General features: G+C 69.9%; 25 protein-coding genes and 1 tRNA gene. 9 read left to right on the top strand and 17 right to left on the bottom strand.

Annotation, left to right across the window (positions count from 1 at the left end):
- Positions 1-66: 66 nt before the first annotated feature.
- The 5 genes from EL493_RS12740 to aceE form a co-directional block, all read right to left on the bottom strand.
- The gene (locus tag EL493_RS12740) at positions 67-1,317 is read right to left on the bottom strand and encodes a KasA/KasB family beta-ketoacyl-ACP synthase (protein WP_019046011.1); all 1,251 of its coding nucleotides are present in this window, start codon (positions 1,315-1,317) and stop codon (positions 67-69) included.
- Positions 1,318-1,327: 10 nt separating this feature from the next.
- Positions 1,328-1,627, bottom strand: a complete 300-nt coding sequence (gene acpM / locus EL493_RS12735; protein ID WP_019046010.1) for a meromycolate extension acyl carrier protein AcpM — start codon at positions 1,625-1,627, stop codon at positions 1,328-1,330.
- Between the two features lie 81 nt (positions 1,628-1,708).
- Positions 1,709-2,623, bottom strand: coding sequence for an ACP S-malonyltransferase (locus EL493_RS12730; RefSeq protein WP_022567259.1), 915 nt, complete (start codon positions 2,621-2,623; stop codon positions 1,709-1,711).
- Positions 2,624-2,750: 127 nt separating this feature from the next.
- On the bottom strand, positions 2,751-4,052 hold the full coding sequence (locus EL493_RS12725) for a PucR family transcriptional regulator (protein WP_174436016.1): 1,302 nt from the start codon (positions 4,050-4,052) through the stop codon (positions 2,751-2,753).
- A 44-nt stretch (positions 4,053-4,096) separates the two neighbouring features.
- A complete protein-coding gene (aceE, locus tag EL493_RS12720) occupies positions 4,097-6,982 on the bottom strand; it encodes a pyruvate dehydrogenase (acetyl-transferring), homodimeric type (protein WP_022567258.1) in 2,886 nt (961 codons plus the stop codon).
- Between the two features lie 337 nt (positions 6,983-7,319).
- On the opposite strand from aceE, the gene EL493_RS12715 reads away from it, so the two are divergent.
- The 4 genes from EL493_RS12715 (at position 7,320) to EL493_RS12700 (ending at position 9,059) form a co-directional block, all read left to right on the top strand.
- Positions 7,320-7,877 carry a hypothetical protein gene (locus EL493_RS12715; RefSeq protein WP_019046006.1) on the top strand — a complete coding sequence of 186 codons (558 nt, stop codon included), beginning with the start codon at positions 7,320-7,322 and terminating at the stop codon, positions 7,875-7,877.
- A 117-nt stretch (positions 7,878-7,994) separates the two neighbouring features.
- A complete protein-coding gene (locus EL493_RS12710; protein WP_019046005.1) occupies positions 7,995-8,417 on the top strand; it encodes a DUF3052 domain-containing protein in 423 nt (140 codons plus the stop codon).
- A gap of 73 nt (positions 8,418-8,490) precedes the next feature.
- Positions 8,491-8,955 carry a peroxiredoxin gene (locus EL493_RS12705; protein WP_019046004.1) on the top strand — a complete coding sequence of 155 codons (465 nt, stop codon included), beginning with the start codon at positions 8,491-8,493 and terminating at the stop codon, positions 8,953-8,955.
- 32 nt (positions 8,956-8,987) lie between these two features.
- Positions 8,988-9,059, top strand: a tRNA-Val gene (locus EL493_RS12700).
- Position 9,060: 1 nt separating this feature from the next.
- Here EL493_RS12700 and EL493_RS12695 read toward each other — a convergent pair.
- Positions 9,061-9,711 (bottom strand): FMN-dependent NADH-azoreductase, encoded by a 651-nt coding sequence (locus EL493_RS12695; protein ID WP_019046003.1) that lies wholly within the window; start codon positions 9,709-9,711, stop codon positions 9,061-9,063.
- A 134-nt stretch (positions 9,712-9,845) separates the two neighbouring features.
- On the opposite strand from EL493_RS12695, the gene EL493_RS12690 reads away from it, so the two are divergent.
- Positions 9,846-10,187, top strand: coding sequence for a winged helix-turn-helix transcriptional regulator (locus EL493_RS12690; RefSeq protein ID WP_019046002.1), 342 nt, complete (start codon positions 9,846-9,848; stop codon positions 10,185-10,187).
- A 94-nt stretch (positions 10,188-10,281) separates the two neighbouring features.
- Here EL493_RS12690 and EL493_RS12685 read toward each other — a convergent pair whose 3' ends face one another.
- The 6 genes from EL493_RS12685 to EL493_RS12660 form a co-directional block, all read right to left on the bottom strand.
- A complete protein-coding gene (locus EL493_RS12685) occupies positions 10,282-10,575 on the bottom strand; it encodes a hypothetical protein (protein WP_019046001.1) in 294 nt (97 codons plus the stop codon).
- Positions 10,556-11,122: an RNA polymerase sigma factor gene (locus tag EL493_RS12680; protein ID WP_019046000.1), complete on the bottom strand. Its 567-nt coding sequence runs from the start codon at positions 11,120-11,122 to the stop codon at positions 10,556-10,558. The genes EL493_RS12685 and EL493_RS12680 overlap by 20 nt, the downstream gene beginning before the upstream one ends.
- Before the next feature lie 153 nt (positions 11,123-11,275).
- Positions 11,276-12,064, bottom strand: a complete 789-nt coding sequence (locus EL493_RS12675; RefSeq protein ID WP_030202674.1) for a class I SAM-dependent methyltransferase — start codon at positions 12,062-12,064, stop codon at positions 11,276-11,278.
- Positions 12,065-12,165: 101 nt separating this feature from the next.
- Positions 12,166-12,741 carry a hypothetical protein gene (locus EL493_RS12670; protein ID WP_022567257.1) on the bottom strand — a complete coding sequence of 192 codons (576 nt, stop codon included), beginning with the start codon at positions 12,739-12,741 and terminating at the stop codon, positions 12,166-12,168.
- 146 nt (positions 12,742-12,887) lie between these two features.
- On the bottom strand, positions 12,888-14,513 hold the full coding sequence (locus EL493_RS12665; RefSeq protein WP_030202670.1) for a helix-turn-helix transcriptional regulator: 1,626 nt from the start codon (positions 14,511-14,513) through the stop codon (positions 12,888-12,890).
- Positions 14,514-14,562: 49 nt separating this feature from the next.
- Entirely contained in the window at positions 14,563-15,669 is a 1,107-nt protein-coding gene (locus EL493_RS12660) for a flavin-containing monooxygenase (protein WP_019045995.1), read from the bottom strand.
- Between the two features lie 168 nt (positions 15,670-15,837).
- Here EL493_RS12660 and EL493_RS12655 point away from each other — a divergent pair, with 168 nt between their 5' ends.
- The 3 genes from EL493_RS12655 (at position 15,838) to EL493_RS12645 (ending at position 18,387) form a co-directional block, all read left to right on the top strand.
- Complete coding sequence (locus EL493_RS12655) at positions 15,838-16,785, top strand: ADP-ribosylglycohydrolase family protein (protein WP_019045994.1); 948 nt, start codon at positions 15,838-15,840, stop codon at positions 16,783-16,785.
- Between the two features lie 137 nt (positions 16,786-16,922).
- Entirely contained in the window at positions 16,923-17,738 is an 816-nt protein-coding gene (locus EL493_RS12650; RefSeq protein WP_019045993.1) for an SDR family oxidoreductase, read from the top strand.
- Positions 17,739-17,787: 49 nt separating this feature from the next.
- A complete protein-coding gene (locus EL493_RS12645) occupies positions 17,788-18,387 on the top strand; it encodes a GNAT family N-acetyltransferase (protein ID WP_019045992.1) in 600 nt (199 codons plus the stop codon).
- Between the two features lie 3 nt (positions 18,388-18,390).
- Here EL493_RS12645 and EL493_RS12640 read toward each other — a convergent pair whose 3' ends face one another.
- From EL493_RS12640 to EL493_RS12630, 3 genes are all read right to left on the bottom strand, one after another.
- Entirely contained in the window at positions 18,391-18,747 is a 357-nt protein-coding gene (locus tag EL493_RS12640) for a hypothetical protein (RefSeq protein WP_022567254.1), read from the bottom strand.
- A gap of 61 nt (positions 18,748-18,808) precedes the next feature.
- Positions 18,809-19,345 carry a DUF3145 domain-containing protein gene (locus EL493_RS12635; RefSeq protein ID WP_022567253.1) on the bottom strand — a complete coding sequence of 179 codons (537 nt, stop codon included), beginning with the start codon at positions 19,343-19,345 and terminating at the stop codon, positions 18,809-18,811.
- A 101-nt stretch (positions 19,346-19,446) separates the two neighbouring features.
- Positions 19,447-20,262: a serine hydrolase domain-containing protein gene (locus tag EL493_RS12630; RefSeq protein WP_019045989.1), complete on the bottom strand. Its 816-nt coding sequence runs from the start codon at positions 20,260-20,262 to the stop codon at positions 19,447-19,449.
- A 38-nt stretch (positions 20,263-20,300) separates the two neighbouring features.
- On the opposite strand from EL493_RS12630, the gene EL493_RS12625 reads away from it, so the two are divergent.
- Positions 20,301-21,500: a serine hydrolase domain-containing protein gene (locus tag EL493_RS12625; RefSeq protein WP_022567252.1), complete on the top strand. Its 1,200-nt coding sequence runs from the start codon at positions 20,301-20,303 to the stop codon at positions 21,498-21,500.
- Positions 21,501-21,552: 52 nt separating this feature from the next.
- Here EL493_RS12625 and aztD read toward each other — a convergent pair whose 3' ends face one another.
- Both aztD and aztC read right to left on the bottom strand, forming a co-directional pair.
- Positions 21,553-22,719, bottom strand: coding sequence for a zinc metallochaperone AztD (gene aztD, locus EL493_RS12620; protein ID WP_022567251.1), 1,167 nt, complete (start codon positions 22,717-22,719; stop codon positions 21,553-21,555).
- 26 nt (positions 22,720-22,745) lie between these two features.
- Complete coding sequence (gene aztC / locus EL493_RS12615; RefSeq protein WP_022567250.1) at positions 22,746-23,621, bottom strand: zinc ABC transporter substrate-binding protein AztC; 876 nt, start codon at positions 23,619-23,621, stop codon at positions 22,746-22,748.
- Positions 23,622-23,669: the final 48 nt, after the last annotated feature.

Genomic DNA, 23,669 nt, shown 5'->3' with positions numbered 1-23,669 from the left:
TGGGGGTCGAGCCATTCAGTTGGCGCGACCCCCACCGGAGATCGTTGATGCAGTCGATCGGTGCGGCTAGGCCCGACCGAAGGCGAGCGCGACGTTGTGCCCACCGAAACCGAAGGAATTGTTGATCGCGTACTCGATCTCCTGGTGACGGGCCTGCCCGTGCACCACGTCGAGGTCGATCTCCGGATCCTGGTTGTCCAGGTTCAGCGTCGGCGGAACGACGCCGTCCCTGATGGCGAGCACGGTGAGCACGGACTCGAGAGCACCGACGGCGCCGATCGAGTGGCCCAGTGCCGACTTCGGCGCGTACACCGAAGCGTGGTTGCCCACAGCCTTGTTGATCGCGTTGGCCTCGGCGGTGTCGCCGATGGGGGTCGCGGTCGCGTGGGCGTTGATGTGGGTGATGTCCTGCTTGGACAGACCGGCGGTCTGCATCGCGCGGGTCATCGCCCTGGCCGCACCGGTGCCCTCGGGATCGGGGGCGACCAGGTGGAAGCCGTCGGACGTGATGCCGGCACCCAGCAGACGCGCGTGGATGGTGGCACCGCGAGCCTTCGCGTGCTCCTCGGTCTCGATCGTCATGAGCGCGCCGGCCTCGCCGAAGACGAAACCGTCACGGTCCTTGTCGAACGGACGCGAAGCACCCTTGGGATCGTCGTTGCGCGTACTCATCGCCCGCATCATGGAGAACGCCGCGATCGGCACGGAGTCGATGAAACCCTCGACACCGCCGGTGACGACCATGTCGGCGTCACCCATCACGATCATCCGCCACGCGTTGGCGATGGCTTCCGAACCCGACGAGCACGCCGAGACCGGAGTGACCACTCCCGCCCTGGCCTTCAGCTCGAGACCGACGACGGCCGACGGACCGTTCGGCATGACCATCTGAACAGCCAGCGGCGAGATCTTGCGGTAGCCGCCGTTCTTCAGCTTGTCGACCGAGTCGATCAGCGCGTCGCCGCCACCGAGGCCGGTGCCGATCGCGACGCCCAGGCGGTCGGGGTCGACCTCCGGGCTGCCCGCGTTCTTCCACACCTCGCGACCGAGGACGGTCGCCAAGCGCTCGACATACGCCATACGGCGGATCTCGACCCGGCTCAGGAGGGTGTCGGGGCTGACTTTCAGGTGACCGCCGATGCGCACCGGCAGGTCGTATTCCTCGATGAAGGAATCCTCGAGAACGTCGATTCCGCTCTCACCGTTGAGGAGTCCCTTCCACGTCGCATCGACATCACCCGCGATCGACGTGGTCGCCGCCATGCTGGTGACGACGACGTTGGGGAAATTCCCGTTCAAGGTGGAAGGAGTGGTCACTGGTTCAGCCCTACTCGGCGTCGAACTTGGCCTTGAGCTCCGCGGCGGCGTCGGAGTTCTCCGCCTCGAGCTTCTGGATGTAGGAGACCGCGTCACCCACGGTCTTCAGGCTGGCGAGATCCTCGTCGGGGATCTTGACGCCGTACTTGTCCTCGGTCTGCACAGCGATCTCGACCATGGACAGCGAGTCGATGTCCAGGTCGTCGACGAAGGACTTCTCGATAGTCACCTCGGAGGGTTCGATACCCGTAACCTCTTCGATGATCTTGCCGAGCTCTTCGACGATCTGTTCCTGGGTCAGAGCGGCCACTTTGGTGGCTCCCTTCTTGTTCTCATTTGTAGGGGGTCTGAACGGTCGGCACCTCGTCGTGCGCGGCCGCCGGGGGGAAAGCTAACCGGAGATGGCCGCTTCGGCCAACGCGGGGAGGTCTTCCGGAGTCTTCAGGGCCAGGTTGGGCGTGCCCTTCAGCTCCCGTTTCGCGATGCCGACGAGGGTGCCCGCCGGTGGCAGTTCGGCCACAGCCGAGACGGCTGCCGCGCGGACGGTCTCGGTGCACAGGTCCCACCGCACGGGGCGGGTGACCTGGGCGGCGAGCTTGGCGATCGCGTCGGCGCCCGAGGTTACCGGCTTGCCGTCGAAGTTCGACAGCAGCGTCCGGGTCGGGTCGTTCGGCGTGATCTGGGCGATGGCATCGGCGACAGCATCCTGGGCCGGGGCCATGAAAGCGGTGTGGAAGGCACCGGCGACGGGCAATGCGCGGACCCGTGCCTTCTCGGGCGGGTTCGCGGCGAGCTCCGCCAGAGCTTCCAGGCGACCCGCCGCCACGATCTGGCCGACCGCGTTGCGGTTGGCCGGGACGAGATCGAGCTCGGCGAGCCGTGCGAGCACGGTGGCCTCATCACCACCGAGCACTGCGGACATGCCGGTCGGCTCCAGCGCACACGCCTTGGCCATCTCCCTGCCGCGGATGGCGGCCAGGGTGACCGCCTCGTCGGCGGAGATGACGCCGGCGACAGCGGCTGCGGCGAATTCGCCGACCGAGTGTCCGGCGACGATCGTATCGGCCGGAATCGTTTCGGGGGCGATTTCGGCGAACGCGAGCAACGCGGCCGCCACGACCAGCGGCTGGGTCACCGCGGTGTCGACGATCTCCTCGGCCGTCGCGGTGGTACCGAGACGGACCAGGTCGAGGCCTGCGGCCTTCGACCACAGCTCTAGGCGGTCGGTCGCACCGGGGAGGGCGAGCCAGGGCGCGAGCATGCCGGGTGTCTGGGACCCCTGTCCAGGGGCGAACAACGCGATCACTCCCTAAGAAAACACTGTGACCCCCGCCGCACGAGATGTCGGCGCGAATGAAGCTTTCGGATCGGTTTTGTAGGGGTCCCACAAAATCCGAGGTGGGCTGTCCCGATCGACCGATTCGCCGATCTCGTTACAGGGGGTCGTGGCCCACTGAGGTAGGCGGTGTTTCTGTGACGGGGGGTGACGATTCGTTATGGGTTCGTGTCAAACGGCCCACTGTGGCCGCGATTCGGAGCACATAAGCGTCTCGGGGATTCATGGGATCACGTCCGGTGATCTCGCCGATTCGTTTGAGACGGTACCGAACGGTATTTGGATGGACGTACAGCTGACGCGCGCACGTTTCTACTGCTCCGCCACAATCCAGGTAGGCGTCGAGTGTGTCGGATAACGAAGATCCGGCCGATGCCAACGGGAGCACAAGATACTCGTTCAGCGCCTCGATCGCAGCTCTATCGCCCAGCAGGGCGCGTTCGGGCAGCAACTCCGAGGCGTGAACGGGCCTTGGCGCGGCTCGCCAGCCCACCACGGCCTCCATCCCCGCCAGCGCTTCGATGGCGCTGGCGTGCGCGGCGCCGAGGGTGCGCATGGTCGGACCGATCACCACCGGGCCGTCGGAGAACACGTCGGCCAGCAGATCGGACAGGAACGGCGAGCCGATGCCCGCGTCCCCGAGATGGCCGCTGACCACCATCACCAGCCGGGCGCCCTGCACCACCGCCAGCGCGGCCCGGCCGTGCCTGGTCGCGATGGCGTGCACCGCGCCCACGGTGGACACGCCCTGATCCGCGGGCGGCGTCCCCACCAGCACGGTGGCGGGCGCGGTGGCGTCCCAGTTCAGCGTGGCGGCCCGGGAGAGCATGTCGGGGCCGGTGTCGCCGCGGACCACCGCGTCGACCACCAGCGCCTCCAGCCTGGTGTCCCAGGCGCCCCGCGACTCCGCCGCGCTGGCGTACACCGAGGCGGCCGCGAAGCCGAGCTCGCGCCCGTATCGCAGCACCGCCTCGGTGAGCGCCACCAGCTGCCGGTCGTTGCGCGCCAGCGCGGGCAGCCACTGCTCGAAGAAGTCCATGGCCACCCGGACCATGTCCACGGTCTGGCGCAGCGTGAGCCGCCGCGCCAGATCCTGCGGGATCACCTGGAACGCGTCCAGGCTGAAGCGGATGTCGGAGTCGGGATCCTGCAACCACTCCAGGAAGTTCACGACCGCCGTCTGCACCAGCATCTGCACGCCCGCGCGCTGCGCGGCGTCCAGATCGGCGAAGAACGGCAGCCGATCCTGCATCGACCCCACCGCCTCGGTGGACAGCCGGCCCGAGAACTGTTTGACCCGCTTGAGCAGCGTGTCGGGCAGCGGATCACGAGTCTGCCGATTCGGGGACAGTGCCCCGGTCGGCAGATAGACCTCGTGTTCGCTGGTGCCCTCGGTGATCCGACGGGGCCGCGGCGGTTTGCGCTCCACAGTCCAATAGTCCGCTACGCGAGTTCCTCGCCCGCGTCCGCACTGGGCTTCGGCGCGGCGGCGACGTCGTCGATGCGGTATTTCGCCGCCGCCTCCACCGCCTTCGCCTTGTCCAGGGTGCCGTCCTTGACCAGGCCCTCGAGCACCGCGACCACGATCGACTGCGCGTCGACGTTGAACACCCGGCGGGCGGCCGGGCGGGTGTCGGAGAAACCGAACCCGTCGGTGCCCAAGGTGATGTAGTCGCCGGGCACCCACTGCCGGATCTGGTCGGAGACCGCGCGCATCCAGTCGGTGGCCGCCACAACCGGGCCCTGCGTCGGCGCGAGCGCCTGGGTGACGTAGGGGACGCCCGGATCGGTGTCGGGGTGCTTGAGCGCCTGGATCTCCTTGTCCAGCGCCTCCCGGCGCAGCTCGCCGTAGGAGGTCACCGACCACACGTCGGCGGCCACGCCCCACTCCTGCGCCAGGATCTCCTGCGCGCGCAGACCGTCGGGCACGGTGACGCCGGAGACCAGGATCTGGGCGCGGATACTGCCCTCACCACCGCGCTGGTACAGGTAGAGACCCTTGAGCAGACCGGCCACGTCGAGGTCGTCCGGCTCGGCGGGCTGCTGGTAGGGCTCGTTGTACAGGGTGATGTAGTAGAAGATGTTCTCCCCCGCGAACGCGCCGTTCTCGGGCGGGTTCGTGCCGGGCAGCTCGCTGTGCTCGGGGGTGGCACCGCCGTACATCCGGCGCAGACCGTCGCGCATGATGTGCGCGATCTCGAAGGAGAACGCCGGGTCGTAGGTCACCACCGCCGGGTTCGACGACGCCAGCAGCAGCGACTGTCCGTCGTTGTGCTGCAGGCCCTCGCCGGTGAGCGTGGTGCGGCCCGCGGTGGCACCGAGGACGAAACCGCGCGCCAGCTGGTCGGCGGCGGCCCAGAAGCTGTCGCCGGTGCGCTGGAAGCCGAACATCGAATAGAAGATGTAGAGCGGGATCATCGGCTCGCCGTGAGTGGCGTAGGAGGTGCCCGCCGCGGTGAAGGTCGCGGTGGAACCGGCCTCGTTGATGCCCTCGTGCATGATCTGGCCGACGGTGCTCTCCTTGTAGGCGAGCATCAGTTCCGCGTCGACCGAGGTGTAGAGCTGGCCGTTGCGGTTGTAGATCTTCAGCGTCGGGAACCACGAGTCCATGCCGAAGGTGCGGGCCTCGTCGGGGATGATCGGCACGATCCGCTTGCCGATCTCCTTGTCCCGCAGCAGCTCCTTGACCAGGCGCACCAGCGCCATGGTGGTCGCCACCTTCTGCTTGCCCGAACCCTTGCGGACCGAGCGGTAGGCCTCGTCGCCGGGCAGGGTCAGCGGCTTGGGCGCCGTGCGCCGCTCCGGCACGAACCCACCGAGCGACTGGCGCCGGCTGAGCATGTACTGGATGGCCGGATTGTCCATGCCGGGGTGGTAGTACGGCGGCAGGTACGGATCCTTCTCCAACTCGGCGTCGGTGATCGGGATGCGCTGCAGATCGCGGAAGTCCTTGAGGTCCTGCAGCGCCAGCTTCTTCATCTGATGGGTGGCGTTGCGGCCCTCGAAGTGCTTGCCGAGGGTGTAGCCCTTGATGGTCTTGGCCAGGATCACCGTCGGCTGGCCCTTGTGCGCCATCGCCGCCGCGTAGGCCGCGTAGACCTTGCGGTAGTCGTGCCCGCCGCGCTTGAGGTTCCAGATGTCGCTGTCGGACATGTTCTGGACCAGCGCCTTGGTGCGCGGGTCGCGACCGAAGAAGTGGTCGCGCACGTAGGCGCCGTCGTTGGCCTTGTAGGTCTGGAAGTCGCCGTCGGGGGTGGTGTTCATCAGGTTCACCAGCGCGCCGTCGCGGTCGGCGCCGAGCAGCGCGTCCCACTCGCGGCCCCAGACCACCTTGATGACGTTCCAGCCCGCGCCGCGGAAGAACGACTCCAGCTCCTGGATGATCTTGCCGTTGCCGCGCACCGGACCGTCGAGCCGCTGCAGGTTGCAGTTGATCACGAAGGTCAGGTTGTCCAGCGCCTCGTTGGCGGCCACCTGGATCAGGCCGCGCGATTCCGGCTCGTCCATCTCGCCGTCGCCGAGGAACGCCCAGACGTGCTGGTCCGAGGTGTCCTTGATGCCGCGATCGTGCAGGTAGTGGTTGAACCGGGCCTGGTAGATAGCGTTCATCGGGCCCAGGCCCATCGACACCGTGGGGAATTCCCAGAAGTCCGGCATCAGCCGCGGATGCGGGTAGGACGGCAGGCCGTGGCCCGGTCCGCCGTGGCTGTACTCCTGCCGGAAACCGTCGAGCCGGTCGGTGCTCAGGCGGCCCTCCATGAAGGCGCGCGCGTAGATACCGGGCGAGGCGTGACCCTGGATGAAGATGCTGTCGCCGCCGCCGGGATGGTCCTTGCCGCGGAAGAAGTGGTTGAAGCCCACCTCGTAGAGCGCCGCCGAGGACGCGTAGGTGGAGATGTGCCCGCCGACGCCGATGCCGGGGCGCTGCGCGCGGTGCACCATGATCGCGGCGTTCCACCGGATCCAGGCGCGGTAGCGGCGCTCGACCTCCTCGTCGCCGGGGAACCACGGCTCGTTCTCGGTCGGAATGGTGTTGACGTAGTCGGTGGAGGTGAGCGCGGGAATCGAGACGCGACGTTCACCGGCGCGCTCGAGCAATCGCAGCATCAGATAGCGGGCGCGTCCCGGACCTTCGCGGTCGAGCATGTCGTCGAAGGACTCCAGCCATTCGCTGGTCTCTTCGGGGTCGATATCCGGAAGATACGACGCCACTCCCTCGCGGATCACCCGTACGCGCTCACCGGTGGGCTTGGCGGCGGACTCTGCGGGTGCCGCCGCAGCGGGATCGTTCGCGGTATTCGCTGAATCAGAGTGGATCAGGTCGGTCAAATCTGCTCCTCGTACTGGGGGCTGAACTGCTTGTTGGCGTCGCTATCCCCGGGCCTGCCCGCTTGGTGTGCGGGCCACCCGTCACGAAAGTTTCGGGCGCACTCCCATCCTTACCGAAAAGGCTGCCCGGGTCATCCCTGCCGAACAGGTACTGCCCGGTATCCCCGCCGGACCACGGCGTGCCACTCCCCCGCGGGCCCATTTCCCCGCACACGCAGCATATTCATATCACCCGACTATCGAATGACAGCCGAACAAAGCCACAGCGCGGCACGACGGCGATGGCCGGTATGGAACCATGAGAGCGATCGGGCGAGCGAGAGGAATCGGGGGAACGATGAGGCTGCTGGACACGCGCAGACTGGGGCTGGTCTGCGCCGCCGTCGCCGTGACCGCGGGCATGGTCGTGGCCGGGTGCGGCAAGCAGGTGCCGGGCACCCCGACCACCGACGCCGCCGAGGTCGCCGCGTACAAGACCGCCGCCGCCGCGTCCTCCTCCGCCGCCGCCGCGTCCAAGGCCGCCGCCGCGCAGGCCAAGGCGATCACCGACAACTGCACCCAGTTCCCCACCACCACCGGCGCGGGCGTGACCGCCTTCAACGAGTTCGTCACCGCGCACGACCGCAACACCCCCGACTACGCCGCCAAGCGCGAGACCGCGGCCACCACCCTCGACAACGCCGCCACCAAGGTCGAGACCGGCGTCACCGCCGCCGCGGGCGCCCTGCCCGCCGACCTGGGCGAGAAATTCACCGCCTACGTGGTCGCCGCGCGCGAACTGTCCGCCGAGACCAGGAAGATGACCTACAGCTCCCAGGTGGCCAAGCTCAACGACGCCAGCCGCAAGATCAACCAGGCCCGCACCGACGTCCACGACGCCTGCCAGAGCCGCTGAATTCGTCCCGCCGACACGCGGCATACGGTCCCAATTCATCCGATCGGCTTGCGCTGCGGCCGATAACCATGTTCGCTTGCACGTATCTACTGTCGGCAGTTTAGGGAGGACACCACCGTGGTCGCCGCGGCGGACGCGCAGAACTACGCTCAGAAGCTTGGCATTTCTCACGGCTTGGTCGTTCAGGAATTGGGCTGGGACGAGGACACAGACGACGCATTGCGCGCCGAGATCGAGGAGGTCAGCGGCGGCGAGATGGTCGACGTGGACTCCGACGAGGTCGTGGACGCCGTCCTGCTGTGGTGGCGAGAAGGTGACGGCGATCTGGCCGACGAGCTGATGGATGCCATCAGTCCGCTGGCCGACGAGGGCTTCATCTGGGTACTCACCCCCAAGACCGGTCAACCGGGACACGTCGATCCGAGCGAGATCGCCGAAGCCGCGCCCACGGCCGGCCTGACCCAGACCTCGACCATCAGTCTCGGCAGCTGGACGGGCTCGCGCCTGGTCCAGCCGAAGGCACCGTCCAAACAGCGCTGAATCCACCGTTCGCTAAGGTCTCAGCCGGACGAGAACGCTCGGCTGAGACCCGACACGACGGAGGATTCGCTGTATGCCGCTAGAGGTTGGCACTCTCGCGCCGGACTTCACGCTCAAGGATCAGAACAACCAGCCCGTCACGCTGTCGGACTATCGCGGCAAGAAGAACGTGCTGCTGGTGTTCTATCCGCTCGCCTTCACCGGCATCTGTCAGGGTGAGCTGTGCAAGGTGCGTGACGAGCTGCCCAAATTCCAGAACGACGACGCCGAGATCCTCGCGATCTCCGTCGGCCCACCACCCACCCACAAGATCTGGGCGGCCGAACAGGGCTACCTGTTCCCGCTGCTGTCGGACTTCTGGCCGCACGGCGCCGTCACCCAAGCTTACGACGTCTTCAACGAGAAGTCCGGTTATCCCAACCGCGGCACCTTCGTCGTCGACAAGACCGGTCACATCACTTTCGCGGAGATGAACGGCCCGGGAGAGGCCCGTGACCAGGCGGCTTGGGAGAAAGCGCTCGCCGCGCTAGATTCATAAACCGTCACCGCCGGTTCCCGCCGGCGGTGCCAGGGCGTATAGCTCAGCGGTAGAGCACTGGTTTTACACACCAGCGGTCGGGGGTTCGATCCCCTCTGCGCCCACTCATGACGCCGTCGCCGTGTCGCGCTCGGCGGTCAAGGCCGCGATCCGGTTCCGGGCGGAGTCCAGGGATCGGCGCAGGCGGTCGCCGCCGAATTCGTCGTTGCCCGTGTAGACGAAGTCGATCTCGTCGATGCCGATGAATTCCAGGGCCGTACGTAGGTGTGGCTCAACATGATTCATGTGGGCCAGGGGGCCGCCGCGTTCGTAGCCGGTGTCGCCGGTGCCGACGACGACGAAGGCGCGTTTGCCCGCGGTGAGTGGCGTGTACGGCGACGCGGCCTCGGGATCGAAGGCGAAGGTGCGGCCGACCCGGATGACGCTGTCGAGATAGGCCTTCAGCATCGCCGGTATCCCGAAGTTGTACATGGGGACTCCGAGGATCAGCACATCGGTGGCGAGCAGCTCGTCCACCAGATGGTCGCTGTACGCCAGGGTGGCGCGCATGGCCGGGGTGCGCTGGGCGGGGGTGGTGAACGCGGCGGCGATCCACTCCTCGGTGACGTGTGGCGGCGGTTGGTGGCCGAGGTCGCGGCGGATCACCGTGTCGCCGGGGCGAGCCGCCACCCAGCGGTCGACGAACTCCCGGACCAGCGTGCGGGTGTGCGAACGCGACCCGCGCGGGCTGGCATCGAGCTGAAGTAGCTGGGCCATCGGTGAACTCCTGTCGGAACTGGATCGGCTGACGGGATCCGAGCCTGCCCGACCGGGAATATCCGCGTAAGAACGCACATTTCTGATACCCGGTACCCTTTTCCATACCTTTGCCGGTGAGACGAGGACGAGGCATGACGCAACGTAAGCAGGATCTCGATTTCTTCTGCCCGGTCGAGGTCACCCTCGATGTGATCGGCGGCAAGTGGAAGGGCATGATCGTCTACCACCTGAGCGAGGGGCCTGCCCGCTTCAACGAGATGCGCCGCGCGATGCCGCCGGTGACGCAGCGGATGCTCACCGCGCAGCTGCGCGAGCTCGAGCGGGACGGCGTCCTCACCCGCACGGTATTTCCCGAGGTCCCGCCCCGGGTGGAGTACGAGCTGACCACCTTCGGCCGCGGTCTGGTCCCGATCATCGCGCTGATGGAGGACTGGGGCGAGCAGTACCGGGAGCAGCTGCGCCGCACCGGGTAGTCCGGCACGCGAGATCACCCCCGGCCCACTCCCCAACCGTTTCCGGTGCCCCGACGCGTCGCGATTCGCCGGTGCGAGCACGCGTGTCAGGCGGTCAGGAAACGCCCTGCTTCTCGCCTCCGGCGACGCGCAGTGTGCACACGCCGTCCGCGCAGGAGCGTTCCAGTTTGCCGCGCGAGATCGTCTGCGCGAGCCCGATCGCCCAGCAGGTCGGACAGCCGCGCAGGGCGAGCAGGCCGACGGGCAACAGCAGCAGGCTGAGGAACCCGAGGACCGGGATCAGGGCGACCGAGCCGGTCAGGGCGCCGAAGCCGAGTGCGCCGCGCAGCAGGTGTCTCGGCAGCGACGAACTCGCGAAGTCGGCGCCGTCAGGTTTCGTTCCGGTCATCGGGTCCTCCTGGTACCGGGTCGGATTGCAGGGTGTCGCGCACCGCGGCGCGCGCACGGTGCAGGCGGGATTTCATCGCGGCCGAACTCAGGCCGAGGGCGTCGGCGACCATCCGGCCGCTGTGGCCCTGGATGTCGCGCATGATCAGCACGCGGCGCTGGTCGGCGGGCAGGGCGGCGACCGCGGCCGCCACCCGTCCCGCTTCCAGCCGTTGCAGCACCTCGTCCTCGACCGAGGCCGCCGCGGCGATCTCGGGCACCGGCGTGTACGGCAGCCGCGTCCGCGCGCGCCGCAGGCACTCGTTGCGGACGATGCGGAACATCCACGACGCCAGCGCGCCCGACGCTCGCAGCATGCCGATCTTGCGGTACAGGATGATCAGGGCTTCCTGCGCCGCGTCCTCGGCGTCTTCCGGTGTGGCGCACAGGGATCGGGCGAAGCGCTGGATGTTCGGGTGCGCGCCCGACACCAGCGCCGCGATCGAATCCACGTCACCGCCCTGCGCCGCGACGATCAGCCGCTGGTCGGGCCAGGCCGGCTCAGCCACGTCCGGCTCGTTTGCGCCGCACCACGACCGTGCAGGTGCACAGCGCGATCAGGCCGACGACGACACCGATTCCGATGATCACAACAAACCTCCGTATCCGGTCCCGCCATTGTGTCGGGACAGGGATAAGAGGCGGCGGGCGGCCGAAAGGATTCAGGGCTTGCGCGCGGTGACGATCCAGGCCCGCGAATCGAAGCGCACGCCCTCGGCGGTGGTGTGCTCGGCGAGGGTCTCCAGCAGCCGGGTGCGGGTGCGGGCCGCCGTGTCGGGGTCGAGCGTGGCGAACAGGTCGCGGAAGCCTTGCAGGCGCAGCAGATTGTCGAGGGCCGACGCGCTGTCCGCGCCGTAGTGGACCGGTTCGTGCACCTCGGTGAACTCGATGTCGGTGAAGCCGGCCGCCGTCAGGATGCCGTCGGTGACGATCGGGTCGGCGAGGGCGAACGGGCCGGGGCCGTCGGCCGGTGTCGCGGCGCGGATCCGGACCAGCGCGGTGGCCCATTCGTTGCGGTCGTGGCCCTGCCAGACCAGCAGCACGAGCCGGGCGCCGGGGCGGAGCGCGCCCGCGAAATTGGTGAACGCGGCCACCGGGTCGGCGAAGAACATGGCGCCGAAGCGGCTCAGGCACAGGTCGAACGCGGCGTGCGGGAACGGGTGTGTCTGCGCGTCCGCCAGCAGGAATTCGATGTTCGACAGCCCCTCGGCCTCGCCGAGCAAGCGGGCGCGGGCGAGCATCGGCGCGGCGATGTCGACGCCGAGCGCGCTGCCGTCGACGGCGGCGCGGGCGGCTTCGCGCGTGGTCAGGCCGGTGCCGCAGCCGATGTCGAGCACCCGGTCACCGGGGCCGACGCGCGCGGCGGCGCGCAGCAGCGCGTTGTGGGGGCGAAGTTCGGCGTCGTAGTCGAACAGGTCCGTCTCGGCCGACTGCCGGGGCACATCGGGCATCACCGTCACCGCGTTCTCTCGGGGTCCGAACCTCCATCACACCACGCGGCGCGGGCGGCGTGTGGTGACCGGCCCGTGAGCCGGTCACCACACGCACCGCACTACGGCGTCGAGTAGCCGATGAGGGCGCCGATGCCCGCACCGATCGGGATGGTGATCAGCGCGCCGACACCGCCGAGGAAGAAGCCGAGCACCGCGCCGATACCCGCGCCGACGAGCGCGCCGATACCCGCGTTGTGCTGCTTGCGGGCCAGGGTGTCGCTCGCCTCGTCGACGAAGGAGGCCAGGTTGTCGGTGACCACGGCCGGCGCGGCGACCGGACGTAAGGTGACCGACTGCCCGTCGGCGGCGATCCCCGCGGCCAGGTCGAAATCGCCCGCGCCGGTGACGATGCGGGTCGGCACGGCCGCGACCACGCGGCCCGTCCGGTCGCTGAGGGTGACCACGCCCCCGGCGAGCTGGAACGTGCCGTCGGTGACGGAGGTGGTGAGTCCGGAACCGTCGGCGAGTGGACTCGCCGTGAACGCCACTCCCCCTTCGACGCCCTGGACGGCCGGAACCGCTGCTGCCGGTCCGGCGTGCGCGGTGGTGGCCGCGAGGCCGAGTGCCCCTGCCGCGAGTACGGCGACAGTGCCGAATCGCCGTGCGCCGGAGCCCGTTCGAGACGAGAAAATCATCTTGCCCCTCCAGTCTGCCCGCCGAGATCGGCGGAACATCCTCTGCTGGACCGGATCTCGATCCGCGAACATTTTCGCATCGGCAAGGATCAAGCGGAACCCCACCAGCGGTGATACCGGAAAAACATCGCCGAATGCGGCCGGATTCAGGTGAGGTTGTGCTCGAAGGCGAAGGCGGCGGCCGCGGTCCGCGAGCCGACCTCGAGTTTGCCGAAGATGTTGGACAGGTGCCGGGCGACGGTCTTCTCGCTCACCACCAGCTCCCCCGCGATCTGCGGATTGCTGTGTCCGGCCGCCACCAGCCGCAGTACTTCGGCCTCGCGTTCGGTGAGCCCACCGGGCAGCGCGGGGGCCAGCAGCCGGGCCACCTCGGCGGCGGCGGGAGCGGCGCCCAGCCGCGTGAAAACCTGGTGGGCGGCGGCGAATTCGAGGCGCGCGGAGTCCTCGTCGTCGAGTGCCCGCAGCGCGCGGCCGAGATCGGCACGGCAGCGGGCGGTCTCGTAGGGCGCGTCCAGCGCCGACCACAGCCGCGCCGCGCGCCGGAGCTCGCCGACCGCCACGGCGGGCTCGCCGCGAGCCACCGCGACGCATCCCGCCGCCCGCGCGGCCGCGGCTCGCAGCGCCGCGCAGCCGAATCCCGTGGCGATGGTGTGCAATTCGGCGCTCAGCTCGACGGCCTCGGCGGACTCACCGCACGCGAGCAGGATGTCGACGGCGGCGGGCAGCACCCGGCAGCGATGGACCGGATCGGGCGTCTCGGCGACGAGCCGCCGCACGGTGGCGCGTGCGGCGCCGGTCCGCCCCCGGTCGGCCCAGAGCAGGGCCAGCCCGGGTTGCGGGTCGTAGCCGAACCCGACGGCCGCGGCGTAGGCGTCGTCGGCCTCGGCGAAGGCGCCACGCAGGCGCAGGACATCGCCGCGTTCAGCCTGCGCGAGGCCGGCCGGCGCGACGCTGCCGGCGGCGACATAGCGGCCGAGCGCCGACTCGAATTCCTCCAGCGCGGCGTCGTAGGCGCCGTGCACCCGCATCAGCTGGCCACGATGGACCGCGCACTGCCCGGTGAACGGCACCAGCCCCGGCTGGTCGGCGCACCAGGTGGTCAGCGCCAGCGTCCACTGTTCCATCCGCGCGAAATCGGAGATCTCCTGGCAGGCTTCGACCAGTGAGCAGTAGATCTCGCCGGCGAACAGGGTGGAGACCTCGCCCGCAGTGACGGCGGCCATCGCCTCGTCCAGCAGCTCGAGGCCCGCGCGCACCCGGCCCGCGTAGATGGCCAGCCTGCCCTGCGTCGACAGGCCCATCGCGATCAGCTCCGGCACCTCGAAGCGGCGTCCGATGGCGGTGACGCGATCCGCGCAGGCGGCCATCTCGGCGAATTCACCGGCGGCCAGGTGCCGGTGCAGGACCGCCACCCACACGTAGCCGTGCTCGACGACCTCCTCCGGCAGGTCCGCCAGCAGCCGCTGCGCTCGCGCCACCCAGCCGCCGCCGACGGCGGCTTCCCCGCTGGAGAGCAGGGTCATGGCGAGCCAGAACGCGCAGCGCGCCGCCGCCGCGACGGCGCCGGCGTCCAGGTTCAGCTGATAGGCGCGCTGCATGGCCTGGATGCCGTCGTTGGTCCGGCCGGTGAGCTGGGCGGCGGAGGCGAGCCGGGCGAAATCGTCGGCGCGCAGCAGGTCGGCGTCGGTGGCGGACAGCGCCTCGAAGGCCGCCACCCATTCCCGGCGCTCGTACGCCTCCCGAGCCCGCAGCAAGCTGTCGACCACGCTCATCGCACATCACCTGTCTAGCAGGATACGCGCAGGTCGGCGGCGGTCGCGATCACGCGGCGGCGGCCATTCCGCCGGTACGGGCCGCCCGTTTCACGATGCGATCCGCGATATAGGCGGCGTCGCGGCCGACGCCGGGAAAGACCATCGAGGAGAACGCGTACTGGAAACTCAGGCCGCAGAAGAACAGGCCCGGCGCGTCGGCGACCACGCCGCGGTATTCCGTCGGCCAGCCGTCGGGGCCGAACACGGGCAGGTCGATCCAGTCGAACACCTGCCGGAATCCCGTGGCCCACACGATGTTCTCGACATCGAGGACGGTGCCGTCGTCGAGTTGCGGGCGGCCGTCGCGCACGCCGCGCACCCGCTGGGTGATCCGTTCGACGCCGCGTGCGGCGAGGTCGGCGCGCTTGACCCGCAGCATGGGCCCGCCGTGGACCCGCGTCTCGCGCATCTCCTTGCGGCCCATCGGTGTACGCCGGGTGAGGACGTGACGCCACAGGAACACCAGGACCGGCAGCGCCACCTTGATCGCACGCGCATCCCAGCGCAGCGGGATCTGCCCGCAGTCGCGCCCGCAGAGGATGGTCGGCCGGGTGGCGGCGAGTTCGTAGGCGATGTCGGTGCCCGAATGCGAGGCGCCCACCACCAGGACCGAACCCTCGCTCAGCTGGCCGGGCCTGCGGTATCGACTCGAATGCAGCTGTGTGATGGCGGGATTCAGCTCGGCGGCGAAGTCCGGGACGCGCGGCGTGCGGCCGAAGGTGCCGGTCGCGACGACCACATTGTCGCAGTGGATGACGTCGGCCCCGAGGTGTGCCAGGTAGCCGCCGCCGGGGCGGGGCGAGAGCCGGTCGACGCCGGTCTTCATCCGCACCGGCAGGTCCCAGTGCAGGGCGTACTGCTCGAGGTAGGCGGCCACCTCGTCCTTGCCCGGATAGCTCCACGTGTCCGCGGGGAACGGCAGGCCGGGCAGGCCGTCGTACTTGGCCGGGGTGTAGAGCCGCAGCGAGTCGTAGTGGCGGCGCCAGTTGTCGCCGATGCGGTCGGACCGGTCGACGATCAGGAAGGGGCGCCCGGCCCGCCGCAGCGCGCTGCCCGTCGTCAACCCGGCCTGACCGGCCCCGATGACGAGTGTCTCGATGTACTGCGTGGTCATGACGACCTCCTCGATAGCTGGGTTCTGCCTGACTTCCGACGCTAGGAATCGACGGCGGACCACCGCATCGGGCGATCTACCCATCCGGGACGCGCCACCGATGGGTGGATGCGCGCACTAGATTCGCGGGGAGACGAGCGGGAGCCGTTCGCGGAGGGAGGCGTCGTGATGCGCTGGTGGCGTGCGCGCGGCCGCGACGAAGCGCCGATGCTCGACGCGCTCGAGGGCCTGTCGGTCGGCGATGCGCTCGGCGCGCAGTTCTTCCTCATGGGCCGGTCACTCACCGCGCTGCGGACCGGCCGCCCACCGGAGGGGCCATGGGTGTGGACCGACGACACCGAGATGGCGGCGGGCGTGGTGGCCGAACTCCGGCGCCACGGCACGATCGACCAGGATCGGCTGGCGGCGCGCTTCGCCCGGCGCTGCGATCCCGCACGCGACTACGGCCACTCGGCCGTCGCGACCCTGCGGCGGATCCGGGAGGGCATGCCGTGGCGGCAGGCGGCCGGTGCCGTGTTCGAGGGGCAGGGGTCGTGCGGCAACGGCGCGGCCATGCGGGTCGCCCCGCTCGGGGCGTACTTCGCCGACGACCCGGCGCGGATCGTGTCCGAGGCGATCCGGTCCGCCGAGGTGACCCACCTGCATCCCGAAGGCGTGGCCGGGGCGGTGGCCGTCGCCCTGGCGGCCGGTCTCGCCGCCGACGCGCGGCGAAACGAAATCCGTCCCGCACCTGCCGAATTCCTCGGCACAGTGCTCGACCGGCTGGAACCCGGCGACACGGCCGGAGGGATTCACCGGGCCCGGGATCTGCTCGGCGCGACGGTCGCCGAGGCGGCGCGGGGGCTGGGGAACGGCTCGCGGGTGACGGCTCAGCAGACCGTGCCGTTCACCCTGTGGGCCGCGGCGACCCACCTCGACGACTACCCGGCCGCCGTCGCCGCGTGTCTCGAGGCGGACGGCGACATGGACACCACCGGCGCGATCGTCGGCGGAATCGTGGCCGCCCACACCGGAATCGGCGATCGGCCCGGCGCGCGCGGTGTGCCGCTCGCCTGGCGTGCCGCCCGGGAACCACTCCCCGTCTGGCTCGATCCGGACCGCCGTAAGTCGTGGTGACGCAGGAGTCTGCACGACGATCCGGACGAGTCCGCAGCACCGGCCGGAGTGATCGCCGGGCGGTGATTTGCTACGTGCGGGCCCCGAATTCCGTTGGCAGAATCGGTAGGTCACCGAGCCGCACCGGAAGGAAACACATGACCATCCTGGTAACCGGGGCCACCGCCAATATCGGCCGCAAGGTCGTCGACCACCTGCTCACCGCGGGCCACACCGATGTCCGCGCGCTCACCACCGACCCGCGCCGGGCCGCGCTGCCCGCCGGAGTGGACGTGGTCGAGGGCTATCTGCGGCGGCCCGGGAGTCTGCCCGCGGCCTTCGACGGCGTGGACCGGATGTACCTGGCGCCCACGCCGGACACCGTCGGCGCAGTGCTGGAGCTGGCGCGCGCGGCGGGCATCCGGCACGTGGTCGACCTGTCCGGTGAACCGGACAGCTGGTGGGGCACGGTGTGCACGGCGGTCGAGGACAGCGGCCTGGCCTGGACGCATCTGTGGCCCGCGGACTTCATGGAGAACACGCTCACCTGGGCGCACCAGATCCGCGAGACCGGCTCGGTCAGCGAACCGTTCCCCGACGCGGCGACCGCGCCCATCGCCATGGACGACATCGCCGCCGTGGCCGCCACCGCCCTGCTGGACGACACCTGGCACGGTCGCGCGCTGTCCCTGGGCGGTCCCGAGGTGCTGTCGCGCACCGACCTCGTCGGCCGGATCGCCGCCGCCCTCGGCCGCGAGATCACCTTCCGCCAGGCCTCCCGCGACGACACCGTCGCCGCCCTGACACCCACGATGGGCGACAACACCACCTGGTACGTCGACAATGTCCTGACCGGGTACAGCCCGGACCCGGCCACCCTGCCGGTCACCAGCGTGGAAGACATCACCGGCAAGCCCGCCACCACCTTCGCGCAGTGGGCCGCCGACAACGCCGCCCGCTTCCTCGCGCCCTGATCCGGAAACGTCGTTGCCGCGGGCCGGCGAGGTCGGCCACCATCGACGGATGGCCATCGACTATCCGCCCGCCCTGGCTCCCGGCGTCACGCCGCCGCAGCGGCTGGTCGTCGACGACCTGGTCATCCGCCGCCGGCACGCCGACGACCTCGCCGCCATGACCGCGGCCATCACCGCCTCGCACGAACACCTGCATCGGTGGATGGACTGGGCCGCGCACCCGCCGACGCCCGATGACCTCAGCGCCGTCCACGACCGCCTCACCGCGCACTGGCCGACCCCCGACGGCGGCTTCGACTACGGCATCTTCGCCCCCGACGGCACCGTGCTCGGCGTGATCGGCCTGCACGACCGGGTCGGCCCGGCCACCCTCGAACTGGGCTACTGGTGCCACGTCGACCATGTCGGCAAGGGCGTCATCACCCGCGCCGCCGGTGCGTTGACCGACATCGCCCTGGCGTTGCCCGGCATCACCCGCGTCGAAATCCGCTGCGACGCCGCCAACCTCCGCAGCGCCGCGATCCCCCGGCGACTGGGCTATCGATTGGCGAGCACCGGGCCCCGCCCCCGGAAGACCCCGGGCGAATCGGGCCGCGGCATGTGCTGGGTCATGGACGCCCGCGCGGCCGAAACCGACGGCCCCGCGTAGCGATCAGGCGCGCCCGAGCCAGTCCTTCACCAGCTTCGTGCCGTCGGCCTTGCACATCGCCTGCACGATCTTGTAATTGCCCGGATTCACCTTCGTCTGATAGCCGAGCTGGTCGGCCAGCGCCACCAGGGTCGACTTCTGCGTGGGGTCGTCGAGGGCCAGGAACTGGGCACAGGTCATCGTGGTCAGGTCGCCGGCCGGGACCGGTGCTGTCGAGGTCCCCGGCTTGGTCGTCGACGCGGCGGCGGCCGACGATGCCGGTGTGGCCGTGCCCTGCTCGGTCCCGGAACAGCCTGCCGCGGCCAGCACCGCACCGGCCACCACGACGAACAACCCGAATCCCGCTCCCCCACGTGTCATGTCGTGGACGCTAGCAGCGAACCGGGCCGGGAACCAACGCGGCCGGACCGATCCCGGTCGGTCAGCCGACGTCGCGGCGCAGCCAGGTGACCTCGGCGCCGACGCAGTCGGTGCCCTGGCGGTAGGCCTCGAGGTCGTCGTCCCAGGCGGTGCCCAGGGCCCGGTCGATTTCGGCGGACAGGTCGTAGGTGCCGTGACCGCCCAGTTCCCTGGCGGCTTGCAGTAAGGCACGTAATCGCATCTCGCCGAGCATCACATCGCCGTTGGCGCCGGTGGATCCGTGCCACAGGCCGAGGGCGGGGACGAAGCTGTAGCGCTCACCGTCGACGCCGTCGCTGGGATCCTCGGTGACCTCGAAGCGCAGCACCGGCCAGGCGCGCAATGATTGGGCAATCCGGGACGCGGTGCCCACCGGGCCGATCCAGTCGCTGCTGGCGCGCAGTTGTCCGTCGGCCGGTTGCGCGGTCCAGCGCAATTTCGCGGGCGAGGACAACGCGGTCGACAGCGCCCATTCGACGTGCGGGCACAACGCGGCGGGCGATGAGTGGATGTAGACCACACCCGCCGTCGCATCAGCGAACTGACTCGATGCGCGCACTACACAACACCTCCAGCCTCGACAAGGAGCGTCTTCCCCAACGGTCCGTCGGACTGGCGTGGCCCGAGTGTACTGAAGTGTTCGGTGTTGCGGGTGTTACTTCACAGCGTGTTGTGTGTCTCTGCGATCACGGAATCGCTGAATTTCGGCCACGCCGCTCGAGCCCAGTCGCCGAAATTCTCGTCGCTCAGCGCGATCGTCGCCACCCGGATTTCGGGGTCCACCCAGAGGAAGGTTCCGGACTGCCCGAAGTGTCCGTAAGTCCGTCCGGAATTACCCGCGCCCGTCCAATGCGGGGTTTTCCCGTCGCGGATTTCGAAACCCAATCCCCAGTCGTTGGGACGCTGGGAACCGTATCCGGGCAGCACGCCGTCGCGGCCGGGGAATTGCACCGAGGTCGCGTCGTCGAGGGTTTGCCGCGCGATCAATCGGGGGTTCAGCAACTCGGCGGCGAATCGGGCGAGGTCGTCGACCGAGGCCCGGCACGCGTGCCCAGCGGATCCGTCGAGGACCGCGCCGGTCATGCCCAGCGGCGCGAAAACCGCGTCATGCAGATAGCGCGGGAATTCGATACCCGTTTCGGCGGTGAGGAAATCGGCGAGCAGTTCGAAACCGGCGCTGGAGTAGATGCGGCGGGCACCGGGCGCGGCGATGACCTCGGGGGTGGCGAAGGCGACACCGGAAGTGTGCGCGAGCAGGTGCCGCACGGTGGACCCGGGCGGCCCGGCCGGCTGGTCCAGCTCCACCGCGCCCTCTTCGATCGCGACCAGGGCGGCATAGGCGACCAGTGGCTTGGTCACCGAGGCGAGCCGGAACACCCGCGCGGTGTCGCCGGTGCTGGTCACGCCGTCGGCGGTGACGACCGCCGCGGCCGCGTTGCCGACCGGCCACTGCTGTATCTGCTCGAACGCGCGCATACCGGCAGCGTACGGAACGCCGCTACGATCGAGGCACCATGAGTGCCGCACCATCGATCCACGGCGACGTGGCGGCCGGTTTCGGCCCCGTCGCCGACGCCTTCCGCCGCAACTTCACCGAGCACGCCGAGATCGGCGCCGCCGTCGCCGTCTACGCGGGTGACGAGCCCCTGGTCGATCTGTGGGCGGGCCATCGCGACCGGCGCCGGGAGGTGCCGTGGGAGCGCGACACCATCGTGCCGGTGTTCTCCTCGTCGAAGGGGATGTCGGCGTTCACGATCGCGGTGGCGGTCTCGCGCGGCCTGCTCGACTACGAGCAGCCGGTGGCGAAGTACTGGCCGGAGTTCGCGGCCAACGGCAAGGACACGGTCACCGTGCGGCAGCTGATCGACCATCAGGCGGGCCTGTCCAGGCTGGACCGGATCGTGAAGCTGGGCGAACTCGTCGACCGCGACACCCTGGGCGCGCTGCTGGCGGCGCAGAAGCCGGCCTGGCGGCCGGGCACCCGGCACGGCTATCACGCGCTCACCCTGGGCCTGTACCAGAGCGAGCTGCTGCGCCGGGTCGATCCGGCGGGCCGCAGCCTGGGCCGGTTCTTCGCCGAGGAGATCGCGGCGCCGGTCGAGGCCGACCTGTTCATCGGCCTGCCCGCCGAGCAGCCGATGGAGCGGATCGCGCAGCTCTCGGCCACCAAGGGCCTCGACATCCTGCGCTACGAGCTCGCCGACATCCCGCTGCGGATCGGCGCCGAGGTCTACGCCAAGCGTGGTTATTCCTATGCGGCGCTCACCAATCCGCGCCCCGGCGCCCCGGCCAGGGCCGCGCGGCGCGAGTTCCTCGAGATCGAGTGGCCCGGCATGAACGGGGTGGGCAATGCCCGCGCGCTGGCCCGGGTCTACGGCGCGGCGGCGGGGCGCACGGGTGCGCTGCCGATCGACGACGCCGTCCTGGATCTGCTGGCCGCCGCCGACACCGCCGACGACGTCCCCGCCGACGATCTGGTGCTGCACACCAAGAGCCGTTACCACCTCGGTTTCCGCAAGTCGCGCGGCAGTTTCCGGTTCGGTTCCGACAAGCGCGCGTACGGCACCACCGGCTTGGGCGGCTCGTTCGGGTTCGCCGATCCCACGACGGGTCTCGGCTTCGGTTACAGCATGAACCGGCTGGGCATGGCGATTCTCGACGACGTGCGCAGCCGCAAGCTACGCGACGCGGTCCTGCGCTGCGCCACGCGCTGACCTGGCGCGGCGTGCGCCGGCGACGAACGCCGGGCACGCCGCGCGGATCGGATCAGTGGGCGGTGACGCCGCTGATCTCGTTCGGCGCTGCCGGCAAGGTCACCGTGGCCGTGACCTTCCCGTCCGCGAGGTCCACGCGATGCACCTGCTTGGCGCCCGGATCGGTGACATAGGCGATGCCGCCGCGCACGAACAGCGCGGGCCGCGCGTCCTGCCAGTCCAGGGGTTCCTGCCAGCTGCCCAGCACCGGGATGGTCCGGGTGACGGTGCCCGCGACCGGGTCGAGGACATGGATCTTGCCGTCGGTGCCCAGCACCAGCGCCTCGCCCTGCGGGCCACGGCCCAGCGAGCGGAAGGTGTAGCTGGTGCCGAGGTCGACCAGGCGCAGTGTCCCGTCGGTGGTGTTCACCAGCGAGACCCGCTGCGGCCGTTCGAGTTCGGCGTCCTTGTCGACCTTGTAGTCGCCGAGCACGATCGGGGAGACCTCGCTGCCGGACATGTTGCCGATTCGGCCGTACGGCGTGGGGCTGGCGACCTTGGTGAACTTCCCGTCGCGGTAGACCACGGCACCGGTCTGGCAGCCGATCACCACGGCCTCGCCCTGCGCGGTGGCTTCCCCGTGCACGCCGGGGCAGTCCTCGGTGCGGGCGAGTTCGGCGCGCTTGCCGTCGAGCGCGGCCGCGCCGACGCGCTTGTCCTCGGTGCCCAGGGTCACCACCAGCTGTCCGTCGCTCAGTTCGATCGCGACACCGTGGTGCGGGGCGGCCGCCTTGTAGGTGCTGGTCTGCGGTTTGTCCTGGCCGAGCTGGGCCGAGTCGACGATGGTGACCTCGCCCGAGCCGTCGGCGAACAGCACGGTCTTGCCCGCGTGCCGCACGACGTGGCCCGGCTTGGCCGCCGGGAACTCGGTGCCGGTGAAGGCCTTGTCGTAGGCGTCGAAGACGCGGAACCCGTCCTTGGTCGACACCATCATGTGGTCGTCGTCGCCGGCGGGGTTGATCCGGTTGTAGCCGTCCAGCGGCACATCGGCCTGCTGGGCGAGGGTGGCGCCGTCGAGGACGTAGAGGCCGCCGGCGTAGGTGAGGACGATCGGCTCGGCGCCGGGGGTGTGCGCGTGCTCGTGGCCGGATTCCTCACCGCCACAACCACTCAGCGCCATCACCGTGACCACGACACCGGACATCGCCGCCAGGGTGGCGGTCCGTGACCGTCTGTGCATGTGCTGCTCCATTTCTCGTGCGTGAACTACGTCGTGGCGCCCAGGCCGCCGGCGATGGCCTCGGTGTTGGCGCGGGCCATCTCCAGGTAGGTGGCGGCGCCGCCGCCGGGCGCGGTCAGCGATTCGGTGTGCAGGGCGATCACCCGCACCCGCAGCCCGGTGTGTTCGGCGAGCACGCGCGACAGCCGGTCGGGCTGGGCGGAATCGGCGAAGATCGCGCCCACGCCCGCGGCGCGGATCGCGGCGGCCAGCCCGTCCAGGTCGGCCGCGCTGGGCGAGGCCAGGGTGGTGCCGCTGGGGATCACCGCGCCGATCACCCGGAAGCCGAAACGCTGGGCGAGATAGCCGAACACGTGGTGGTCGGTGACGAGTTGCCTGCGCTCGGGCGGGATCGCGGCGAAGCGGTCGGTCATGAACCGGTCGAGCTGATCGAGTTCGGCGAGGTAGCGGTCGGTATTGGCGCGCACCGCCGCCGTGTCCACGCCCGCGACGCGGGCGATGACTTCGCCGCTGATGGCCTCGACCGCGCGGCGCACCCGCTGCGGATCGGTCCAGAAGTGCGGGTCCGGCAGGCCCGCCGACTCGTCGGAGGTGTACGCGATCGGGTCGACCTGTTCGGCGACCGCCAGCGTCGGCACCCCCGCGTCCGCCGCCGCGGTCACGTGCCTGGCGATGCCTTCCTCGAGCCCGAGCCCGTTGTGCACCACCAGCGCCGACCGTTCGACCTCGGCTGCCTGCCGCGCGGAGATCGCGAACGAATGCGGATCGGCCCCCGCCTGCATGAGCACCGTCACCGGCACGGTGTCACCGACGACCGCCCTGGTCAGATCGCCGAGAATATTCGTCGTCACGACGATCCCGGTGCGGTCGGCATCGGTCGAGCAGGCGACCGCCGACGACATCGTCAACGCCAGGAGGATTCCCGACGCGATCACCCTCGCGCGGCGCAG

The organism is Nocardia asteroides (assembly GCF_900637185.1).
GTDB classification, from domain to species: Bacteria; Actinomycetota; Actinomycetes; order Mycobacteriales; family Mycobacteriaceae; genus Nocardia; species Nocardia asteroides.
This window is presented reverse-complemented; position numbering and strand designations above follow the sequence as displayed.

Bases quoted from the DNA above. Each gene is read 5' to 3' on its own strand.
- EL493_RS12715 (WP_019046006.1), top strand. From the start codon at position 7,320: ATGAGGCTGCTGGACACGCGCAGACTGGGGCTGGTCTGCGCCGCCGTC.
- EL493_RS12705 (WP_019046004.1), top strand. From the start codon at position 8,491: ATGCCGCTAGAGGTTGGCACTCTCGCGCCGGACTTCACGCTCAAGGAT.
- EL493_RS12695 (WP_019046003.1), bottom strand. From the start codon at position 9,711: ATGGCCCAGCTACTTCAGCTCGATGCCAGCCCGCGCGGGTCGCGTTCG.
- EL493_RS12690 (WP_019046002.1), top strand. From the start codon at position 9,846: ATGACGCAACGTAAGCAGGATCTCGATTTCTTCTGCCCGGTCGAGGTC.
- EL493_RS12685 (WP_019046001.1), bottom strand. From the start codon at position 10,575: ATGACCGGAACGAAACCTGACGGCGCCGACTTCGCGAGTTCGTCGCTG.
- EL493_RS12675 (WP_030202674.1), bottom strand. From the start codon at position 12,064: ATGCCCGATGTGCCCCGGCAGTCGGCCGAGACGGACCTGTTCGACTAC.
- EL493_RS12670 (WP_022567257.1), bottom strand. From the start codon at position 12,741: ATGATTTTCTCGTCTCGAACGGGCTCCGGCGCACGGCGATTCGGCACT.
- EL493_RS12665 (WP_030202670.1), bottom strand. From the start codon at position 14,513: ATGAGCGTGGTCGACAGCTTGCTGCGGGCTCGGGAGGCGTACGAGCGC.
- EL493_RS12660 (WP_019045995.1), bottom strand. From the start codon at position 15,669: ATGACCACGCAGTACATCGAGACACTCGTCATCGGGGCCGGTCAGGCC.
- EL493_RS12655 (WP_019045994.1), top strand. From the start codon at position 15,838: ATGCGCTGGTGGCGTGCGCGCGGCCGCGACGAAGCGCCGATGCTCGAC.
- EL493_RS12650 (WP_019045993.1), top strand. From the start codon at position 16,923: ATGACCATCCTGGTAACCGGGGCCACCGCCAATATCGGCCGCAAGGTC.
- EL493_RS12645 (WP_019045992.1), top strand. From the start codon at position 17,788: ATGGCCATCGACTATCCGCCCGCCCTGGCTCCCGGCGTCACGCCGCCG.
- EL493_RS12640 (WP_022567254.1), bottom strand. From the start codon at position 18,747: ATGACACGTGGGGGAGCGGGATTCGGGTTGTTCGTCGTGGTGGCCGGT.
- EL493_RS12630 (WP_019045989.1), bottom strand. From the start codon at position 20,262: ATGCGCGCGTTCGAGCAGATACAGCAGTGGCCGGTCGGCAACGCGGCC.
- EL493_RS12625 (WP_022567252.1), top strand. From the start codon at position 20,301: ATGAGTGCCGCACCATCGATCCACGGCGACGTGGCGGCCGGTTTCGGC.
- aztD (WP_022567251.1), bottom strand. From the start codon at position 22,719: ATGCACAGACGGTCACGGACCGCCACCCTGGCGGCGATGTCCGGTGTC.
- aztC (WP_022567250.1), bottom strand. From the start codon at position 23,621: ATGTCGTCGGCGGTCGCCTGCTCGACCGATGCCGACCGCACCGGGATC.